Raw genomic sequence first — 18,653 nt, forward strand, 5'->3', positions numbered from 1 at the left:
GAGCGGCGCGGGGAGCGGCGCGGGGAGCGGCGCGGGGAGCGGCGCGGGGAGCGGCGCGGGGAGCGGCGCGGGGAGCGGCGCGGGGAGCGGCGCGGGGAGCGGCGCGGGCCGACGAAGCCCGCCCCGCTCGCACGCGACCCTCAGTCCCCGACCGCCTCGCCGCGCCCCCACGCCCAGGCGAGCCTGTCCGCACCCGACTGATTGGTGGTGGCCAGCCAGGGGCGGTCCTCGGTGCCGGTCAGGGTCTGCAGCGAGTACGTGTCGTCGCTGCGCAGGCCGGGCCAGTAGACGGAGCCCATCTTCAGCTCGCGGAAGGTGTCGGTGACGGCCTGGAGGTAGTTGACGAAGTTGTCGTCCGGGGTAGGCACGTTGTAGTCGAGGCCGGTGGTCATCGGGGAGCCGAACTCGTCCGCGACCGTCCGGCCGGCGCAGTCGCCGATGCGTTCCTTGAGGTCGGCGACCCACTGGTCGTAGGTGGCGTACGACTTCCAGAAGCCATAGTGGTGCAGCGACAGATAGGTGCCGGCCAGGCGCGGGTCGGCGCAGACGGAGGTGACGTGGTCGTTGTAGCCGGCGCCGCTGACGAAGACCCGGTCGCGCGGGACGGAGGAGTAGGTGTCCAGCCACCTCGCGGCCAGGTCGGCCCACTCGGTCTCGGTGTAGCCGTGCGGCTCGTTCATGGGCTCGAAGTAGACCCGCGAGTCGTTCTTATACGTGTCGACGACTCTGTTCCACATGGGCCAGTAGGTGGTGGTGTCGTCGATCAGGCCGTCCTTGCGCTCGCCCGTTCCCTCCCAGTAGGAAACGATCACCTTGAAGCCCTGGTCGGAGGCCGCGTCGATGACCCCCTGGTAGGAGTCCCAGTAACTGCCGTTCACCGTGTACGGGTTGATGGGAAGCCGGACGGTGTTGGCCCCGAGGTTGGCGCGGAAAGCCGAGATGATCCGCTTCGCCTTGCTGTACGTCTCGCGGTAGCTGTCGGTGGTCAACAGGCCGGAGAGCTGGAGCTCGTCGTCGGCGAAGTTGTCCCGGGGGTCGGCCCAGTTGACGCCCTTGAACCGGGTGGTGTCCGCTCGCGGGGCCGCGGTGGCGGGTCCGGCGGAGAGAGCGGCGACGCCGAGAGCGGCCGCCGCGACAGCCACGGCGGAGGAGATACGACGGGTTCGGGCCATGCGCACGGATATTCCCCTTCAGGAGAGAGCGACTCGGTGAACAGCGGTGCCGCATTGCCGGGTTGGGCGCGGGAAACGCGCGCACACACGCTGGGACAGGCGTGGGCCCGGCATTGCGGGCAGACCCGGCCGCTGCCGATGTTTACGCAAACATCGCAGCGCCGGAATCGTCACATCCGGCCTCTCTGTCGTCAAGGTCTCGCGCAAGGCGGACCGTTGAGAACCGCTCGTTACTCATGACGCGCGGGCGGCTTGGCGTCGCGCTGCTCGCCGGGGGACGGGACCGGGGGGGTGGCCCGGCTCGTAGTGAAGGTGCGGGCACTCGTGTCAGAGGGGCGCCAACTCGGGCTGAGCGGCAAGGAGATCATGGAGATGACGCGGGACGGGCCGACCCCGTAGACCCACCGGAAGGCGTCCCTTATCGATGACTTTCCACTGTTTGCCGTTCGGCATATCGATCGGCCTTCGAGTTTTCGGACCAATCCGTGTCCAGGACCTTGACCGGGCCTCTGGGGGCTTCTTCACTGGCCAACGCCGACACCACCGCCACCCCCACGAGCTCTGCCCCCACCGGCTCCCCCCGCACCCCGAGGACCAGTACGTATGCCCCGTAACGGAACATCCCGTCTGCCCGCTGCCAACCTGTCGCGGCGGCACCTTCTCGTCGCCGGAGCTCTCACTCTGGGGGCCGCGACGCTTGCCGCCCCGGCTCCCGCCCGTGCGGGGGACAAGAGCGCCGCCGCCTACGAGGGCTACCTCTTCGTCTACTTCACCGGTGAGGGCACCGCCGACGGCGAGCAGATCCGTTTCGCGCTCAGCCGCGGCGACGACCCGCTTCACTGGCGGGAGTTGAACGGTGGTGAGCCCGTGCTGACCTCCGCCCTCGGCGACAAGGGCGTACGCGATCCCTTCGTCATCCGGTCGCCCGAAGGGGACACGTTCTTTCTCATCGCCACCGACCTGAAGATCTACGGCGGGGCCGGCTGGGACTACGTCCAGCGGCACGGCTCCCGGTCGATCATGGTGTGGGAGTCGACGGACCTGGTGAACTGGTCCCAGGAGCGTTTGGTGCGGGTGTCTCCGGCGACGGCGGGCAACACCTGGGCGCCCGAGGCCTATTGGAGTGAGGAGGTCGGTGCGTACGTCGTCTTCTGGGCGTCGAAGCTGTACGCCGATGACGACACGGAGCACACCGGGGACACCTACAACCGGATGCTGTACGCGACGACCACGGACTTCGTGACGTTCAGCGAGGCCAAGGTGTGGAACGACCCCGGGTACTCGGTGATCGACTCGACGGTGATCGCGCACGACGGGACGTACTACCGGTTCACGAAGGATGAGCGGTCGGCGGAGCAGTCCTCGTGCGGGAAGTTCATCCTGGAGGAGAAAGCGACCGATCTGCTCGACACGGACTGGGACACGGTGTCCGAGTGCATCGGCAGCGGGGCCATGACGCAGGGCGAGGGGCCGCTCGTCTTCAAGTCCAACACGGAGGAGAAGTGGTACCTGTTCGTCGATGACTACACCGCGAGCGGCTACATGCCCTTCGAGTCGACGGACCTGGCCGGCGGGGTGTGGACCAAGTCGGCCGAGTACCGGCTGCCCTCGGCCCCTCGGCACGGCACCGTGCTTCCGGTGACGAAGGACGAGTTCGACCAGGTCAACGCCAAGTGGGGCGTCGCCCCTGTCCTGGCCGACGCGGACGGGCTCGTCGCCCACTGGCCGCTGGACACCAGCGCCGACGACACCTCCGGGCACGGCTGTCACGGCACCGCCACCGGGGACATCAGCTGGGCCGAGGGGGCTCTCGTACTCGGCGGCGCGAGCGGGCACATCAAGCTGCCCGACAACATGCTGTCCGGGGTGGACGCCGTCACTGTGGCCGCCGATGTGTGGGTGGACAGCGATCAGGCGACGCCCTACTTCCTCTACGGGTTCGGGAACACCGCCTCCGCCACCGGCTACGGCAACGGCTATCTCTTCGCGACCGGCGGCAGCACCAGCAGCGGGTTCCGGGCCGCCCTGTCCGACGGCAACTGGAGCAAGGAACAGGAGACGAACGCCAACAGCGGCCTGGAGCACGGGCGTTGGACCAACGTCACGTACACCGTCGACGGGGACACCGCTCTGCTGTACCTCGACGGCGTTGTCGTCGCGCGCAACACCGCGATCACCCTCATGCCCTCGGACATCGGCGGCGGTCGCACCACGGCCAACTACCTCGGCCGATCGCAGTACACCTCCGACCACACCCTCAAGGGGCGGCTGCGGGACGTCCGGCTGTACAACCGGGCCCTGTCGGACGACGAGATCGCCGCGCTGCCCGCCAACGCGACCCGCGTCCGTGGCGTGGAGGTGAAGGAGCTCAAGGTTCCCGCCGTCATCGAGGGGGAGGGCGCCACCGTCGTCCTGCCGGTCATGCCGGGGACTGACCGGCGGCGGCTGAGGCCCAAGTTCACGCTCGCGCCCGGTGCGCGGATCAGCCCGGCGAACGGGAAGCGGATGGATCTGCGCAAGCCGGTGACGTACACCGTCACCTCGGCGGCGGGCGCGCAGCGCGCGTGGAAGGTATCCGCGGTGGAGATGCGTACGCCGGTGCTGCCGGGGCTCTACGCCGATCCCAACATCGTCGCGTTCGGCGGGACGTACTACATCTACGCGACCACCGACGGGTTCGCCGGCTGGAGCGGCACTACCTTCAGCGTCTGGTCGTCGCAGAACCTCGTCGACTGGAAGGACGAGGGCGTCATTCTGGATCTCGGGAAGGACGTGGGCTGGGCGGATGCGCGCGCCTGGGCGCCCACCATCGCCGAGAAGGACGGGAAGTACTTCTTCTACTACTGTGCCGAGGCGAAGATCGGTGTCGCGACTGCCGACTCACCCACCGGGCCGTTCACGGACTCCGGCAAGGTCCTGATCGCGGCCAACCCGGACGGCGCCGGGCAGGCCATCGACCCGGCCGCCTTCACTGACGAGGACGGGCAGGCGTATCTGTACTGGGGTAACAGTTCGGCGTGGGTGGTCCCGCTCAATGACGACATGGTGTCCTTCGACTCGTCAAAGATGCAACAGATCAAGGGACTTGAGGATTTCCGCGAGGGCACATTCGTCGTCCGGCGGGGGGACGTGTACCACCTGACATACTCGATCGACGACACCGGAAGCGAGAACTACCGCGTGGGATACGCCACTTCCGACTCCCCGAACGGGCCATTCACCTACCACGGTGTGGTCTTGGAGAAGGACCCGGCCCAGGGGATCCTCGGCACCGGGCACAACTCCCTGCTCCAGGTACCCGGGACCGACGACTGGTACATCGCCTACCACCGCTTCGCGATCCCCGACGGTGACGGCACGCGCCGTGAGACGACCATCGACAAGGTGACGTTCGGGGCGGACGGGCTGATGCACCCCGTCACGCCCACGCTGGAAGGAGTGCGGCCGCAGCGTATCCCGTAAAGCCGGCCCCGGCGCCCGCCCCGAGGGGACGGTCGCCGGGGTGTGGGCTCATGCCTGGTCGCAAGGGGTCACCCTGAGGTGACCCCTTGCCGGTTGGCGCCCCCGAGGGGAGCAAGGGGGCGGAAGAGGGCTCCCTGGTTGCTCCCCGGCATGCAGAAGGGGCCATCCGTAGATACCCCCTGAGCTGCTCAAACTTCCGACATCTCTGTCGGGACGACAGGATTTGAACCTGCGACCCCTTGACCCCAGTTGTGGGACTTCTGCACTAATCACAGTGCATCTTGCGGAACTACGCGCCCGAACCGCGCAGTTCGAGGCTCCTGATCGAAGCCGCTTACGACTGCCCTGGTCCATCAAGGCGTCAATTCGCCTCTCCGGCAACGCGATCGCCGCGCCAGCAGATTACGCTGGGACTGGCCGACGGCCTTGCCTATGCGGAGATCGCCAGACGCCTCGACGGTCACGCGTGAGGTGATGCGCAACGGGGGCCCACCTCCTACCGCGCCCACCTGACCTACCGCGCCACCGAGCAACGCACCCACTTGGCGCAGACAGGCCACCTCCCGAGGAGCGCAGGGGCCCGAGCAGTCCCACGGACGCGACGCCGAGGCCGTACGCGAGTACGAGGAGGCGTTCACCACCCTGCTCATGCAACAGGGCCTGCCCAAGATGACGGCCCGGGTGCTGGTGTCCCTGTGGGGCTCGTAAAGTCATCGCCGCAGGTGAAGGCCGGTGTTCAAGGTCGTTGGTGGTGGCTGGAATGCTGCCGGGATGATCGTGCCGCTGCGCTACCGGGCCACCCGCGCGCTACTGCCCCTGCCTGCGGTGCTGCTTCGCCGAGACACTGCCAAGGATGCCGAACTTCTGGTGCTCCGGCACGAGAACGCGGTGCTGCGGCGGCAGCTCAGGGGTCCGGTCCGCTGCGAGCGGACCGACCGGTTCTGGCTCGCCGCGCTCTCGTCACTAATACCGCGCCGACGCTGGGCCAGCGTCTTCCCGGTCACACCGGGGACGCTGCTGGCCTGGCACCGACGGCTGATCGCGAGAAAGTGGGACTACTCCGCCCGCCGCGGCCGCACCGGACGCCCGCCGACCGCGGCCGCGCTCAAGAAGCTGGTGCTGCGCCTGGCCGGGGAGAACCCGCGCTGGGGCCATCGCAGGATCCAGGGCGAACTGGCTCGGTTGGGACACCCGATCGCCCACTCGACGGTTTGGCAGATCCTGCACGCGGCCGGCCTCGACCCGGCCCCGCGCCGCACCGGCCCGAGCTGGCGCGAATTCCTGACCGCGCAGGCCGAGAGGATCATCGCGGCGGACTTCTTCCACCTGGACACGGTGACCGGCAGGCGGCTGTACACGCTGGCGTTCCTCGAGCACGGCACCCGCAGGCTGCACATCACCGGCGTCACCGCCCAACCGACCGCGCAGTGGGCCACCCAGCAGGCCCGCAACCTCACCGACCAGCTCGACACCCGGGCGCGTCCTTGCGCTTCGTGCTCCGCGACCGCGACACCAAGTACACCGACTCCTTCGACGCCGTCTTCGAAGCCGAGGAGATACAGGTGCTGCTCAACGCGCCGCGGGCGCCGCGCATGAACGCCCACTGCGAACGCGTCATCGGCACCATCCGCCGCGAGGCCCTCGAAACCACATCCTGATCATGAACGAGTCCCACGCTCGGCACGTCCTCGCCGCATACCAGGACCACTACAACGGCCATCGGCACCACCGGTCCAGAGACCAACGGCCGCCCCGGGCGCACGACCAGCCCGCCACCGTGCGTGACCTCGACGCCCGCAGACTCCTGCGCACCCGCGTCCTCGGCGGCGTCGTCAACGAGTACCGGTACGCCGCCTGAGCTGCAGCGACGACTTTCCGAGCCCCCCAGGCGCTCGTTGCGAACAGCAGCCAGGCGGTGGCTGAATACACGGCGCAGGCCAGGACCGCCTGCGGAGTCGGGGCCAGGCAGATGAGTACGACGCCTGCGATCAGTGCGGCAGGGACCATTCCGGCATGAAGCCAGCCACGCAATCTCGGCTTGATCGGTTCGGCCAGGTCGGCCGCCTGCTCCACCAGAGCAGCAGCCGAGGGCGTCTTCCCCCCTGCATCTCCACCTGGTGATCCGCAGGGCAGCCGCTCTTCACGGCGTTCTTCACGCGCTGAGGCGACGTGACTGCATTCGACTTCAGCGGCGTCGCGGGACACGGCTTCCCGTCCTTGCCCGGTCTCTCGGGCGTCACTGGCAACCATGTGATCAGGCTAGGAGACCTCACCTCGACAGCGTGATGGGAGGTCGGTCAGCGGACACCGTGGACTTGGTCGTGTCCGAGCTCGTCACCAACGCCCATGCGCCACGGCGGGGGCCGCTGCACATGGGAACTGACTGCACACCCCGACACCATCGAGGTGGCCGTCCACGACCCCAGTCGGCATGCGCAAGCGCACCCCGACCTGAACGGCGGCACCACCGCGGTGGAGCGGGCGAGGCGGTTGACCATGGGGCAGCCGAAGCCCCGTCACTCGCCGGGCCTCAGGCGGTAAGACCGTGAGCGCACGCCCTGTAGCGCCGCCGCTCAATCAGCTGGATGACGTTGAATATAATCTGCCCCATGTCGAAGCCTGACGAGCTGCTCGTTGACGTCGCTGCCCTGGTGGAATCCGGGCAGAGCAACCAGATGTCCCTGACCGTGGTCACCGGTGGTGCTGTCATCACCGGTCGGCTGGCTCCCGAAGCAGTGTGGAGGCAGAGGGTGTCGGAGGTGCTGTCGGACTCGGACCGCTTGGGAGAGTTCTCCTCCGTCTTCGACACCCCCGCGAAGAAGGACGGGCCGCCTACGCATCTGCACTTCCATGTCGCCCGGATCCTGCAGGGCACGGTCGGGATTCCCGAGACAGGCGGGATGTACCGCGTGGCGATCGAGGACATCAGCACCTGGACCGTGGGCGACTTCAGCTATTCCGACCACTGAGCAATCACTGCGACAGGAACCCGCTAACAGCAGTGTGGGCCCGACCGGCGCGCGCCGGTCGGGCCCACACCGTTGTTCAGGTGTCGGCTCGTGCCTGTTACCTCGGTCAGACGGATACGGGGGTGCCGAGCATCGCGGAAGCTCGCTGGAGCGAGCTGAGGATGCGTACGGGTGCGGCCGTGGGGAGGCTACGGCAGGTGAAGCCGAGCTGAGTCATGGCCCGGAGGACTTCGGTGGCGCTGAAGTCACGTCGGTCCTGGCGGGTGATGACCTGGCCGACTTGTTTGACGGGGTAGTGGCGGCGGCCGATGATCACGGATTCGCCGGTGCCCGGTTCGGGCTTGACGCCCTTCATCGATTCCAGCACGCCGCTCTTGGTGAGCTCGAAGGGGAAGCGGGCGATGACGCAGCGCATGTGGCCTCACAAGGAGAAGGGGATAACGGTCCGACGAGGGGTGAGGCGGGTCAGCGGGAGAGGGCGAGGACGCCCAGGGCGCTGCCTTGCCCGTCGATGACCGGCAGTGCGCCGAGCCGGCGGGAGCGCAGCACGTGCTCGGATTCGGAGCCAATGGCTCCGGGCGAGGTGAACGACCCGTGATCGCCGATGATGTCGCGCAGGCGGACGCGGTCCGTGTAAGCGGAGCTGTCGCGGACGGCGGTGAGTTCGGTCTGGGTGACCAGGCCGGTGCGTTGGCCGTCCTGGTCGCAGACGACCAGCCGACCCGTGTGGGCTGCGGCCATGACGGACAGCGCCACCTCGACACTCATGTCGTCACAGACCTGCGGTCCGGCCGCGTCCCTGGCCTCAACCGTCTTCCTGTGCACGGGGTTGGTGCTCGCCAGGCGGAGCTGCATCTGAACCAGCGTCAAAAGGTGCCTCCTGCAGAGATGGGTCAGCTTCCTGATCACGAAGGTTCTAGGCCGCCGCACCGAAGACGGGCCGGCGTACGGGCGCGCGCCGGGTCGCCGACGAGGGGCGGCGTCGGCCTCGGGAGGAGGCGCTGCGCTTGGGGCGTTCGGCCACCGGTGCGGTGATGACGACCGGGATGCCGGACGGGGCCTGGGCGCCGGTGATTCGGCTCAGAGCCTCGTCGCCCGAGCGGATCTGGGTGGTCTGCGGCCGGATTCCGGCGTCCGACATGAGGCGGACCATGCCGCGGCGCTGGTGCGGTGTGACGAGGGTGACGACACTGCCTGACTCGCCGGCGCGGGCGGTACGGCCGCCGCGGTGGAGGTAGTCCTTGTGGTCGGTCGGCGGGTCGACGTTGACGACGAGGTCGAGGTTGTCGACGTGGATGCCGCGCGCCGCGACGTTGGTCGCTACCAGGACGGTGACGTGCCCCGTCTTGAACTGCGCCAGCGTGCGGGTGCGCTGTGGCTGTGACTTGCCGCCGTGCAGCGCGGCGGCCCGTACCCCGCTGTTGAGTAGGTCTTGGGTGAGCCGGTCGACCGCGTGCTTGGTGTCCAGGAACATGATCACGCGGCCGTCGCGGGCGGCGATCTCGGTTGTGGCGGCGTGCTTGTCGGCGCCGTGGACGTACAGCACGTGGTGCTCCATCGTCGTGACCGCACCCGCGGACGGGTCGACCGAATGCACGACGGGGTCGGTCAGATAGCGGCGCACCAGCAGGTCGACGTTACGGTCCAAGGTGGCGGAGAACAGCATCCGCTGCCCCTCCGGACGCACCTGGTCGAGCAGGGCGGTGACCTGCGGCATGAACCCCATGTCGGCCATCTGGTCGGCCTCGTCCAGCACCGTGACGCCCACCTGGCTCAGTCGGCAGTCGCCGCGGTCGATGAGGTCCTTGAGCCGGCCCGGGGTCGCGACGACGACCTCTGCGCCGCCTCGCAGCGCGCCGGCCTGCTTGCCGATCGACATCCCGCCGACGACCGTGGCCATCCGCAGCTTGACGGAGCGAGCGTATGGGGTGAGTGCGTCGGTCACCTGCTGCGCCAGCTCACGCGTCGGCACGAGGATCAGCCCCAGCGGCTGACGGGGCTCAGCACGCTGCCCGGCGGTGCGGGCGAGCAGGGCGAGGCCGAAGGCGAGGGTCTTGCCGGAACCGGTGCGCCCGCGGCCCAGGACGTCACGGCCCGCCAGGGAGTTCGGCAGCGTCGCGCCCTGGATCGGGAACGGCGCGGTCACGCCCTGCCTGCCGAGTTCGGCGAGCAACTGGGCGGGCATGCCCAGATCCTCGAAGCCTTCAACAGCGGGCAGCGCGGGGGTGATTGTCCTGGGGAGCGCGAACTCGCCTTGCACTGCGGCCGGCCGGCGGCCGTAGCCGCCGGAACGGGCCGGGCCGCCGGAACGGCGCGGTGCCTGCGAGCCGAAGCGGCTGCCGCCCGTGGCGCCGTCAGCAGTGCCGCTACGGGTGCGGGTGGAACGGTCGTTGGTGCGTGTGCGGTTCATGCAGGGAACCTTCCTCGATGTGGCACATATCAAGGAATCCCCGCAGCGATGAGCGGCATCGAGAATTACAAGTATGGACCGATGTCAAAGCAAATCCGGGCCGTCGGTAATCCGCGCGGGCGAAAATGCTGAAATAGGCGACGCAGTAGGGACGTAAAATCCGGGCGCCGAGGTGCGGTGTAGCTCTTCAGGATGCGCCTGCATTCCTGAAGGAGGAGCTGCGCGAGATTGCGGACTCCTCCGAGCCGTCCCGCAGGCGAAACCACTGCCAGAAATGCGTGTAGCTGGGGCCCGCACCCCTAAGGATGCGGGCCCCAGCTACAAGTGTGCGTCAGCGTCAGGCCGGAACGATGTTCTCGGCCGTCGGGCCCTTCTGGCCCTGCGCGATGTCGAAGGTCACCTTCTGGCCTTCGAGCAGCTCACGGAAGCCCTGGGCGGCGATGTTCGAGTAGTGGGCGAACACGTCAGCGCCGCCACCGTCCTGCTCGATGAAGCCGAAGCCCTTTTCCGCGTTGAACCACTTCACGGTACCAGCAGCCATGTCATATCTCCTTTGGGGCAGTGCATCGGAATCCACACTGTGTGGACACCGTGTCGCCGCGATGATTACCCCGCCCGGAAAATGACCGGAAATACAAAAGTGCTCCCACCGGCAGGAGCCGAGTGAGGGCACTTGAAGTTTCGGCAACCACAACTGCAACTGAGATCGACAGTAGCACGCCGGAACGGGCCTTCGTGTGTTGAATAATTCCACTCTGCTTATTGCGGCAAAAACTCTCACCGCGTGGTCCGTCAAATTCTGACCTCGCCGGCGCAGATATTGCCTCGAGTCGCTGCGGAGCCCGGCGGTTGGCCACAGATGCAGCCTCACTGCCGTTGTTGTGCCGCCATTTCCAGCCGCTTGTCATCCGCACGGAGCGTGACCTTGGGGCTCTGCTGCACCGCGTGCCGTATGGGGGGTACGGACTGCGCCGCGCTCGGGGCCCCGAGCGCCGAACCGCGAACCGCGGACCAGAGCCACGGTGGCCGCAGCATGCAATGAAGCCCTACGTCCTCGTACGTCCGGTGTCGGCGAGCGCGCCGAGCAGCAGATCGGCGGCCTCATCCAGGAGCACCACGGCCTCATCAACGCGCCGCAGCGCCCGGCCGACTTGCTCGAGGTTCACGCCAGTCTTGCGAGCGGTCCGCGTCGCCGTCGTCGTGAGCGAGTGCAACTCCAGCAGGAGACCGTCGATGGCCTGACGAGCCGCAGCAGGGTCACTCTCGATCAGATGGCGCAGTTGCGCCGGGAGCGGCGCAGCGGTGTCGGTCATGACCGGCAAACGACGCAAAGCCCGTCCGGACACCCCACCACACAAGCTACGAGGCGTCCTCGTTACAAGCCCTCTTCGCCCGGCCGTGACCGCCGTCCAATGCGGCTGCCTGCTCCACATCACAGTCACCACGGCGTGCCGGGTTGGCCCCGCCAGGACCTCGACGACGACCAGGCCGCGCCGTGGTGTACGAGTCGCCACCGGCGGTGTGAGTGCGACGGGGCGGACCGGAGTCGGCGAGCAGCGTCCCTGGGCCGCGGAAAACACATGACGCGTCGCCTCGCCCGGAGGAGTCGGCTGACCTATCGGCAGCCCTCCTTCGTTCCATCAGCTTGAACACCACTGCGGGGAGAGGACCTGGGGCAAGGAGTTTCGCCTCGGCCAGCGTGGGTCGACATGCCGCACATCGGTGTAGCCGTTCCCCGAAACTGGGCCACGGGGACCATGGCCCGGAGGACACCGCACATGAACGCGATCACCGACTGGCTCGGCGGCCTGTCCGGCCCACTGGTCTACGCGGCCGTCGGCGCCCTGGTGTTCGCCGAGGACGCGCTGTTCTTCGGCTTCGTCCTGCCGCGTAAGACAGCCGTCGTCCTGGGCGGCGTACTCGCCAATCAAGGCGCAGGTCTCGGTCTACTGGCTCGTTATGACCGTCGTGCCCGCCGCAATCGCCGGAGACACCGTGGGCCACTCCGTCGGCCACCACTTCGGCCCGAAAATCCTTACTACCCGACCGCTGCGCCGACACGAGCAACGCAGCGAGAAGGCACAGGACTTCATCCGCCGCCGAGGCCCTGAAGCGGGTCTTCCTGCGCCGCTTCATCGCCTTCTTCGCAGTATGATGCCGGCGCTCGCCGGTATCTCCCTCATGGACTACCGCCGCTTCCTCCTCTTCAATGCCCTCGGCGGCCTGGTCTGGGGAGTCGGCTTCACCCTGCTGGGCTACTTCGCAGGCTCCGCCTACCAGCGGGTCGAGGCGGTTGTCGGCCGCGTCGTTGCCATCGCCGTCGCAGTGATCGTGGTGGTGGGCGGGCTCATCGTGTGGCGCGTTCGGCGCCGCCGCCAGGCGGACAGTCCAGATCCGAAGAACCGGGCCGGCTGACACCTCAGGTCGGCCTCGCGGCCTTCTGGATCCGCGATGCCGGACCCTGGCTGCCCGGCTGTTTGCGCCCCGGTGTTTGCGCCCCAGTCTGCGGCCCCTACTCGACACTCGGCGATGACAGCCCTTGGGTCTGCCCTCACTGTTCGAGGCCGATTACCTCACCGTCGAACACGCGGAAATCTATGTCGGCCAGAGTAGACATTGGACGGCGGCGTGGTTATGGTTTCTCTCGCAGCCAGAAGTCAGCAGGGCCCGGCAGAAACGAACTGCCGGGCAGCATTACAGAAGTTGCAGTGCGCAGGACGGTGCGGTGGTGGAGTTCCGAAGCCAGAGCAGTCGCAGGACGGCGACGGAGCTGACGACCGGACCGGGTGGCCCGCAGTGATCAGGGGCCACCGCAGCGGGACCGCAGTCAACAGTGGCGGTACCCGTCAGTGCAGTTCGCGGTACCCAGCAGTGAAGTCAGTGAGCAGTACCTCGGTGAAGGCGTCGGCTGCGGGCGCGCGCACCGGGAGGTTCGGCAGTGGGGTTCTAAGCCAGAGCAGACGCACGATGGGCGACGGGGCTGGCTGCCGAACAGTGGCGCTGCCACAGGCCACTGAGCAGTACGCAGTAGAGCAGTGCCAGCAGTACGTAGTCCCCCGTTTAGTAAGTAGCTGATTACCGAGGGAAGAACGGAGGAACGAGCGCCATCAGGATCGCCCGGGCGGAGTGTTGAGCCCGGGTACCGCAGGACATCGATAGTGAGGTGGTCTCCGGTCAAGCAACCGCGATCCCCGCAACCCCGACAACTTCCAGGTCGGGTCAGCGGACACAGAAGGCCGGCGCAGTTCCAGGGCCGGCAGATGGTGTAAATGTTCCTTCGGGGCCCTGGTGCCATATGGCACCAGGGCCCCTCAAGCGTGTTCCACAGAGAGGTGCAAATGACAGCAGACGACTCGTTCGACCGTCTCGAAGACGAGGACTATCCCGCCTACACGATGGGCCGGGCCGCCGAAATGCTCGGCACCACTCAGGGCTTCCTCCGTGCCATCGGTGAAGCCCGTCTCATCACCCCGCTGCGCTCCGAGGGCGGACACCGCCGCTACTCCCGCTACCAGCTGCGCATCGCCGCCCGCGCCCGGGAACTCGTCGACCAGGGCACTCCCATCGAGGCCGCCTGCCGCATCATCGTCCTCGAGGACCAGCTCGAAGAGGCCCAGCGCATCAACGCCGAATACCGCCGCGCAACCGAATCGGGTACACCGCCCGCGGTCTGAGGCGGCAATGTGCCAGCGCGCACTCGTCGGGGGCGTGGTGCATGCGCCCAGTTCCGATGGTGACAGGGTGTGAGGGTGTGTAGCGTTTGGGTCAGATGTCGTGGTTCGGATGTTTCCCCTTTTTCCCGCGCTTCGGCGTGGGCGTTTTGCTGTGCTGTGTCGCAGGAACCAGGACGACCACCTCCGCCTTCCCATGGTGCGGGAGACGTTCGTGACTGGAAGGCATGAGACATGGCTACGGGAACTGTGAAGTGGTTCAACGCGGAGAAGGGCTTCGGTTTCATCGCCCAGGACGCCGGCGGGCCGGATGTCTTCGCCCATTACTCGGCGATCAACTCCACGGGCTTCCGTGAGCTCCAGGAGGGCCACAGCGTGACGTTCGACGTTACCCAGGGCCAGAAGGGCCCTCAGGCAGAGAACATCAACCTGGCCTGACCCTGTGGGTGCCGAATATTACGTCGGTGCAGTTCAACCCCGCTACCGCGCCGACGACAACGGTCGGCAATGATCACCGCTCATGCTCGTACGCCTGGCCTGCATTGCCGTCACTCACGCCTTCACCGCCCTGCGACTGATCCCTATGAGCGACCACGACAAGGACATCGAGATCCTCGCGCTGCGTCACCAGCTCGCCGTCCTGCAACGTCGGCCCGGCAACCAGCACCCCGGCTTTCAGGCGGCCGACCGCGCCTTCCTAGCTCGTGCCTGTCGGGCTCGGAAAGCCGTCGCCGCAGGTAGCAGCGGTCGGGCGATCTCAGCTGGCACCATGTCCGCGTGTTCGCTTCGATGCTGTACAAGCCGGCCCGCAAGCTGTTGTGCGTCCCCGGGGGGGCTGCTGCGCCGCGACACAGCAAAGGATGCCGAGTTGCTCGTGCTCCGGCATCAGAACGCAGTACTGCGCCGCCAGCTCGCCGGCCGGGTCCGCTACGAGCCCGCGGACCGGTTCTGGCTGGCGGCACTGTCCAGCCTGATACCCCGTCACCGCTGGCAGGCGGTCTTCCGCGTCATGCCCGGCACGCTCCTGGCCTGGCATCGCCGACTCATCGCAGCGAAGTGGGACTACAGCACACGGCGCGCCCGCACGGGGCGCCCTCCGACCAGAGCGGCGCTCAAGAGCCTCGTACTACGACTCGCTCGGGAAAACTCGAGGTGGGGCCACCGGCGGATCCAGGGCGAGCTCGCTCGTCTCGGGCACCCGATCGCCGCATCCACTGCTGTGGGAGATCCTGCATGCTGCCAGCATCGACCCCGCCCCGCGCCGCACCGGCCCAAGTTGGCGCGAGTTCCTGACCCACCAGCCGAGGGCATCGTGGCCGCGGACTTCTTCCATCTCGACACCGCTCTGGGCCACCGGTTGTACGCGCTGGCATTCCTCGAGCACGGCACCCGACGCCTGCACATCACCTGCTGCACCGCCCACCCCGGCCGGGAGTGGGTGGTGCAGCAGGCACGGACCTCGCCGCCTACCTGGGCGTCCGCATCGAGTCCCTGCGGTTCCTCCTGCGCGACCGCGACGGCAAGTACGAGCCTGCCTTCGACGCCGTCTTCCAGGCCGAAGACATGGACGTACTACTCAGCACACCCCGGGCTCCCCGGATGAACGCACACTGCGAGCGGGTGATCGGCACCATCCGGCGCGAAGCGCTGGATCACGTCCTGGTCATGAACGAGGCCCACGCCCGACACGTTCTCGCTGACATCCAACGGCACTACAACACGCATCGGCCCCATCGGTCCCGGAATCAACTGCCTCCCGATGCCCAGGACCAACCCGCCACTGTGCACAATCTGGGCAGCCGCAGGCTCCTGCGCACCCGCGTCCTCGGCGGCACCCTCAACGAGTACCACTACACCGCCTGACCAGCGGCGATGACTTTCCGAGCCCGACAGGTGTCTTCAAGCGCTCGAGAACTCTACGGATGGTCGAAGCAGCGACGCGGTGGCCTAGCTTGAGGAGTTCACCCTGGATGCGCTGGTATCCCCACGCGGTGTTTCCAGGGCGAGTTGTTCGATGAGCGCGGCGATCGGCGGGCGGCCGCTCCGGTTCGGGTAGGTCCATTTCTTCGTCACGTGTCGGCGGTGCCACCGCAGAATCGTGTCGGGCGTGACCAGGCGGTGTCGTCGCAGCGCCCTGGGTTGCTTTCGGATCAGGGCGGCGAGGTCGGCGCGGTCAGTCCAGGAAAGCGCGGCTGAGGACAGGGCGCACCACGCTTCCTCAGGGCTGCACCAGATGGTCGTCGCGATGCCCTGCCCTCGGATCGGACTCTCCGCCGGCCAGCGTCCTTCCGTCCCGTGAAGGGCGTCCCAGACCTCTTCCGCACGGATGCGGCGGCCTGCGGGAGTGAGCTTGATCCGCTCCGACTGGACGTCCGAGCTCAGGGCCCTGCCTTCGGGATGTCCAGTATGCAGAGGACGGGGCCGGAGCTTGGCTTCTCGATCCTGGGCTCCGCCACATCGCCTCGTCAACCGCTGTCGAGACCCCCATGGCCGACGAGACCGGGCCTACCGCTGCTCCGAGTCACCTGCCCTATCTGCCGCCACCCGCACCAGCGCAGCGTCTCCCAGCCGCGTTCAACTTCTCGATGCCGCCCACAACGGCCCGGACAAGCATCGGGCATATGGGGTCATGGAAATCGGACATGGGGCCAAGATTTCGCATGGCCCCATACCGTCGGTTCCCGTTATGGGGCCGCCGCTCCCAGCCCCGCTCCCACTGGGAGCGAGTGTGACCTGCTCGAAGAGCGCTAGCCCATACCCATAAGACTGCGGGTGCCGAATAATCATCCGGCCTGGTCGGAGGCGTGATCGCGATATCTTGTGCGGCCAGCGATCCGCCGGGGTGCGCGCTGGCATGATGATCAGTTGTGCTGCTGCGTCTGGCCTTGCGGGTGCCGATGAATCATCCGCGCAGGTGAAGGCCCTGATCATCGATCACAGTCGTGGGCGGTCACGCCGCCCACGACCGCGCTGTTCCAGCACATGGTGGACGGCGGCATCGTGGTCTGCCGTGCTGCTGCGCCTGGCCTACCTCGCCATGACGAACACCTTCTCGCTCATACGCCTGCTGCCGATGAGCGACCGCGACAAGGAAATCGAGATCCTGGTGCTGCGGCGCCAACTCACGGTCTTGCAACGCCAGGTCGACAAGCCAGCATTCACGCCGGGCGACCGGTTCCTGCTCGCCGGGCTGCTCCACCACCTGCCGATGGACAAGCTTCGACGGCTCCACCTGCTGGTGCGCCCAGACACCATCCTTTGCCGGCACCGCAACTTCCTAAAACGTCGTCACGATTCGACATGCCCGCCCCGACGGCGCGGACGCCCGTGCACTCTCCGCTCCATCCGCGCCCTGGTCCTGCGCCTGGCCCGCGAAAACAACGCCTGGGGATACCAGCGCATCCATGGCGAGCTGGCCGCCCTCGGCATCAAGGTCGCCGCCTCCACCGTCTGGGAGATACTCAAAGAGCACGGCATCGACCCCTCTCCCCAGCGCCAGTACACCACCTGGGCCGACTTCCTGCGCAGCCAGGCCGATACCCTGCTCGCCTGCGACTTCTTCGAGACCCGCACCCTGACCGGGGCGCGCCTGTACGTCTTCGCGGTCATCGAGCACGCCACCCGGCGCATCCGGATCCTGGGCGCCACCGCCCACCCCACCGCCGCCTGGGTCACGCAGCTCGGGCGCAACCTCGTCATGGACTTGGAGGATGTGGGCAGCAGGGCCAAGTTCCTGATCCGCGACCGAGATTCCAAGTTCCCGCGGCCTTCGATGCGGTCCTGATCGATGCCGGACTGGCGGTCATCAAGTGTGGCAATAGCGTGCCCCGCATGAGCTCGATCATGGAACGGTGGATACAGACCTGCTGGCGCGAGCTTCTTGACCGCACCCTGATCTGGAACCAGCGCCACCTCCTCCACGCGCTGCGCGAGTTCACGACGTTCTACAACGGGCACCGGCCGCACCCTGAAGCAAGCCGCGCCGCTTCGCCTACTACCCGAACCGATCAACGTGCCAGCGCACATCAGACACCTGGAAGTCCGTCGACGAGATCGGCTCGGCGGAACCCTCCGCGAGTACCGACATGCTGCTGACCAGGCCGGATGATTAATCGGCACCCGCAGTGTCTGACCAAACGGCATCACCGCAGCCCACAGACCGAAGTCGTATTTTCGAGCGACACACCTCGGCTCCTTCCCCCGGATCATGCGGCTCGCAGGCGAGTAGCCGTACCCAGGTCGTCAAACCTGCCGGGAACGAGCCTCCGGTCAGGCCTGTCGCTCCTGGTCCAGAAGATGGCGCAGCCACTTCTCCGAATGCGCGATGTGCGCCGCGGCGGCCGACGCGGTCGCCACCGGGTCGTGGCGACTGATCGCTCCGACGATCTCGCGGTGGCCCGCGTCGCTGACCCGCTTGATGTCCGGGCCCTCGGGCAACGTGAAGATCTGGTGGCGGCGCGAGCGGGTACGGAACACGGTGAGCAGTGAATCCAGCGCGGGGTTGCCCGCGACGCGCGCGACCTCCGAGTGGAACCGGTGGTCCAGGTCGGAGACTTCCGCCGGATCATCGGTGGCCTCCATTGCCGCGAGGTGGGCATGCATGCGCTCCAACGCTTCGGCGCCCACTCGCGCGGCGGCCTGCGAGGCGGCGTGCGCCTCCAGGACCCGGCGCAGCTCGTAGACCTCGAGCAGGCCGGGCAGCGGCAGCAGGTCCACGGTGAGGGAGAGGCTGCCGATGATGTCCTCGGGCCGCAGTGCCGAAACGTAGGTGCCCGAACCGTGGCGCGGTTCGACCACGCGCAGCGCGGCGAGCATCCGCACGGCCTCCCGCAACGGCCCGCGGGAGACTCCGAGTTCGGCGCACAGGTCCGCCTCGGGCGGCATGCGCGCACCGGCTGTCAGCCGCCCGTCGGCGATCATGTGCCGCAGGCCGTGAAAGGCCTTCTCCACTGCGGACATATCCCGCTCC

13 protein-coding genes and 4 pseudogenes are annotated in these 18,653 nt (G+C 67.6%); 10 read left to right on the top strand and 7 right to left on the bottom strand.

Translation table 11 applies throughout. The annotated features are described in order from the left end of the window. Nucleotides 1-201, top strand: a 201-nt coding sequence (locus AC07EJ_RS29860; RefSeq protein WP_478885424.1) for a hypothetical protein, incomplete at its 5' end; no start/stop codon positions are given. Here AC07EJ_RS29860 and AC07EJ_RS29865 read toward each other — a convergent pair. After that, complete coding sequence (locus AC07EJ_RS29865; protein WP_389491384.1) at nucleotides 141-1,172, bottom strand: glycoside hydrolase family 5 protein; 1,032 nt, start codon at nucleotides 1,170-1,172, stop codon at nucleotides 141-143. The genes AC07EJ_RS29860 and AC07EJ_RS29865 overlap by 61 nt on opposite strands. Before the next feature lie 603 nt (nucleotides 1,173-1,775). Here AC07EJ_RS29865 and AC07EJ_RS29870 point away from each other — a divergent pair. The 4 genes and pseudogenes from AC07EJ_RS29870 to AC07EJ_RS29885 all read left to right on the top strand — a co-directional run bounded on the left by AC07EJ_RS29870 (nucleotide 1,776) and on the right by AC07EJ_RS29885 (nucleotide 7,603). Next, nucleotides 1,776-4,634: a family 43 glycosylhydrolase gene (locus AC07EJ_RS29870; RefSeq protein ID WP_478885425.1), complete on the top strand. Its 2,859-nt coding sequence runs from the start codon at nucleotides 1,776-1,778 to the stop codon at nucleotides 4,632-4,634. 323 nt (nucleotides 4,635-4,957) lie between these two features. After that, nucleotides 4,958-5,333, top strand: a pseudogene (locus tag AC07EJ_RS29875) (hypothetical protein); the annotation flags it as partial. Nucleotides 5,334-5,405: 72 nt separating this feature from the next. Continuing rightward, a pseudogene (locus AC07EJ_RS29880) lies at nucleotides 5,406-6,492 on the top strand (integrase core domain-containing protein). Nucleotides 6,493-7,243: 751 nt separating this feature from the next. Further along, nucleotides 7,244-7,603 (top strand): hypothetical protein, encoded by a 360-nt coding sequence (locus tag AC07EJ_RS29885; RefSeq protein WP_116507254.1) that lies wholly within the window; start codon nucleotides 7,244-7,246, stop codon nucleotides 7,601-7,603. Between the two features lie 106 nt (nucleotides 7,604-7,709). Here the strand turns inward: AC07EJ_RS29885 and AC07EJ_RS29890 are convergent, their stop codons facing one another. From AC07EJ_RS29890 to AC07EJ_RS29910, 5 genes are all read right to left on the bottom strand, one after another. Further along, nucleotides 7,710-8,018: an SCO5918 family protein gene (locus tag AC07EJ_RS29890; protein ID WP_116507125.1), complete on the bottom strand. Its 309-nt coding sequence runs from the start codon at nucleotides 8,016-8,018 to the stop codon at nucleotides 7,710-7,712. 50 nt (nucleotides 8,019-8,068) lie between these two features. After that, nucleotides 8,069-8,473: a CBS domain-containing protein gene (locus AC07EJ_RS29895; RefSeq protein WP_389491379.1), complete on the bottom strand. Its 405-nt coding sequence runs from the start codon at nucleotides 8,471-8,473 to the stop codon at nucleotides 8,069-8,071. 46 nt (nucleotides 8,474-8,519) lie between these two features. Then, the gene (locus AC07EJ_RS29900) at nucleotides 8,520-10,013 is read right to left on the bottom strand and encodes a DEAD/DEAH box helicase (protein WP_389491377.1); all 1,494 of its coding nucleotides are present in this window, start codon (nucleotides 10,011-10,013) and stop codon (nucleotides 8,520-8,522) included. A 337-nt stretch (nucleotides 10,014-10,350) separates the two neighbouring features. After that, a complete protein-coding gene (locus AC07EJ_RS29905; RefSeq protein WP_023586116.1) occupies nucleotides 10,351-10,554 on the bottom strand; it encodes a cold-shock protein in 204 nt (67 codons plus the stop codon). A gap of 505 nt (nucleotides 10,555-11,059) precedes the next feature. After that, nucleotides 11,060-11,326 (bottom strand): hypothetical protein, encoded by a 267-nt coding sequence (locus tag AC07EJ_RS29910; protein WP_389491374.1) that lies wholly within the window; start codon nucleotides 11,324-11,326, stop codon nucleotides 11,060-11,062. Nucleotides 11,327-11,972: 646 nt separating this feature from the next. On the opposite strand from AC07EJ_RS29910, the gene AC07EJ_RS29915 reads away from it, so the two are divergent. From AC07EJ_RS29915 to AC07EJ_RS29935, 5 genes and pseudogenes are all read left to right on the top strand, one after another. After that, nucleotides 11,973-12,428, top strand: coding sequence for a DedA family protein (locus AC07EJ_RS29915; RefSeq protein ID WP_478885426.1), 456 nt, complete (start codon nucleotides 11,973-11,975; stop codon nucleotides 12,426-12,428). A gap of 923 nt (nucleotides 12,429-13,351) precedes the next feature. After that, complete coding sequence (locus AC07EJ_RS29920) at nucleotides 13,352-13,687, top strand: MerR family transcriptional regulator (RefSeq protein ID WP_266675612.1); 336 nt, start codon at nucleotides 13,352-13,354, stop codon at nucleotides 13,685-13,687. Between the two features lie 231 nt (nucleotides 13,688-13,918). Continuing rightward, on the top strand, nucleotides 13,919-14,122 hold the full coding sequence (locus AC07EJ_RS29925; protein ID WP_389491368.1) for a cold-shock protein: 204 nt from the start codon (nucleotides 13,919-13,921) through the stop codon (nucleotides 14,120-14,122). 339 nt (nucleotides 14,123-14,461) lie between these two features. Beyond that, a pseudogene (locus tag AC07EJ_RS29930) lies at nucleotides 14,462-15,547 on the top strand (integrase core domain-containing protein). Nucleotides 15,548-16,694: 1,147 nt separating this feature from the next. Then, nucleotides 16,695-17,792, top strand: a pseudogene (locus AC07EJ_RS29935) (integrase). 161 nt (nucleotides 17,793-17,953) lie between these two features. Here AC07EJ_RS29935 and AC07EJ_RS29940 read toward each other — a convergent pair. Beyond that, on the bottom strand, nucleotides 17,954-18,643 hold the full coding sequence (locus AC07EJ_RS29940) for a FadR/GntR family transcriptional regulator (protein WP_478885427.1): 690 nt from the start codon (nucleotides 18,641-18,643) through the stop codon (nucleotides 17,954-17,956). Nucleotides 18,644-18,653: the final 10 nt, after the last annotated feature.

Source organism: Streptomyces sp. NPDC045026 (assembly GCF_056432625.1).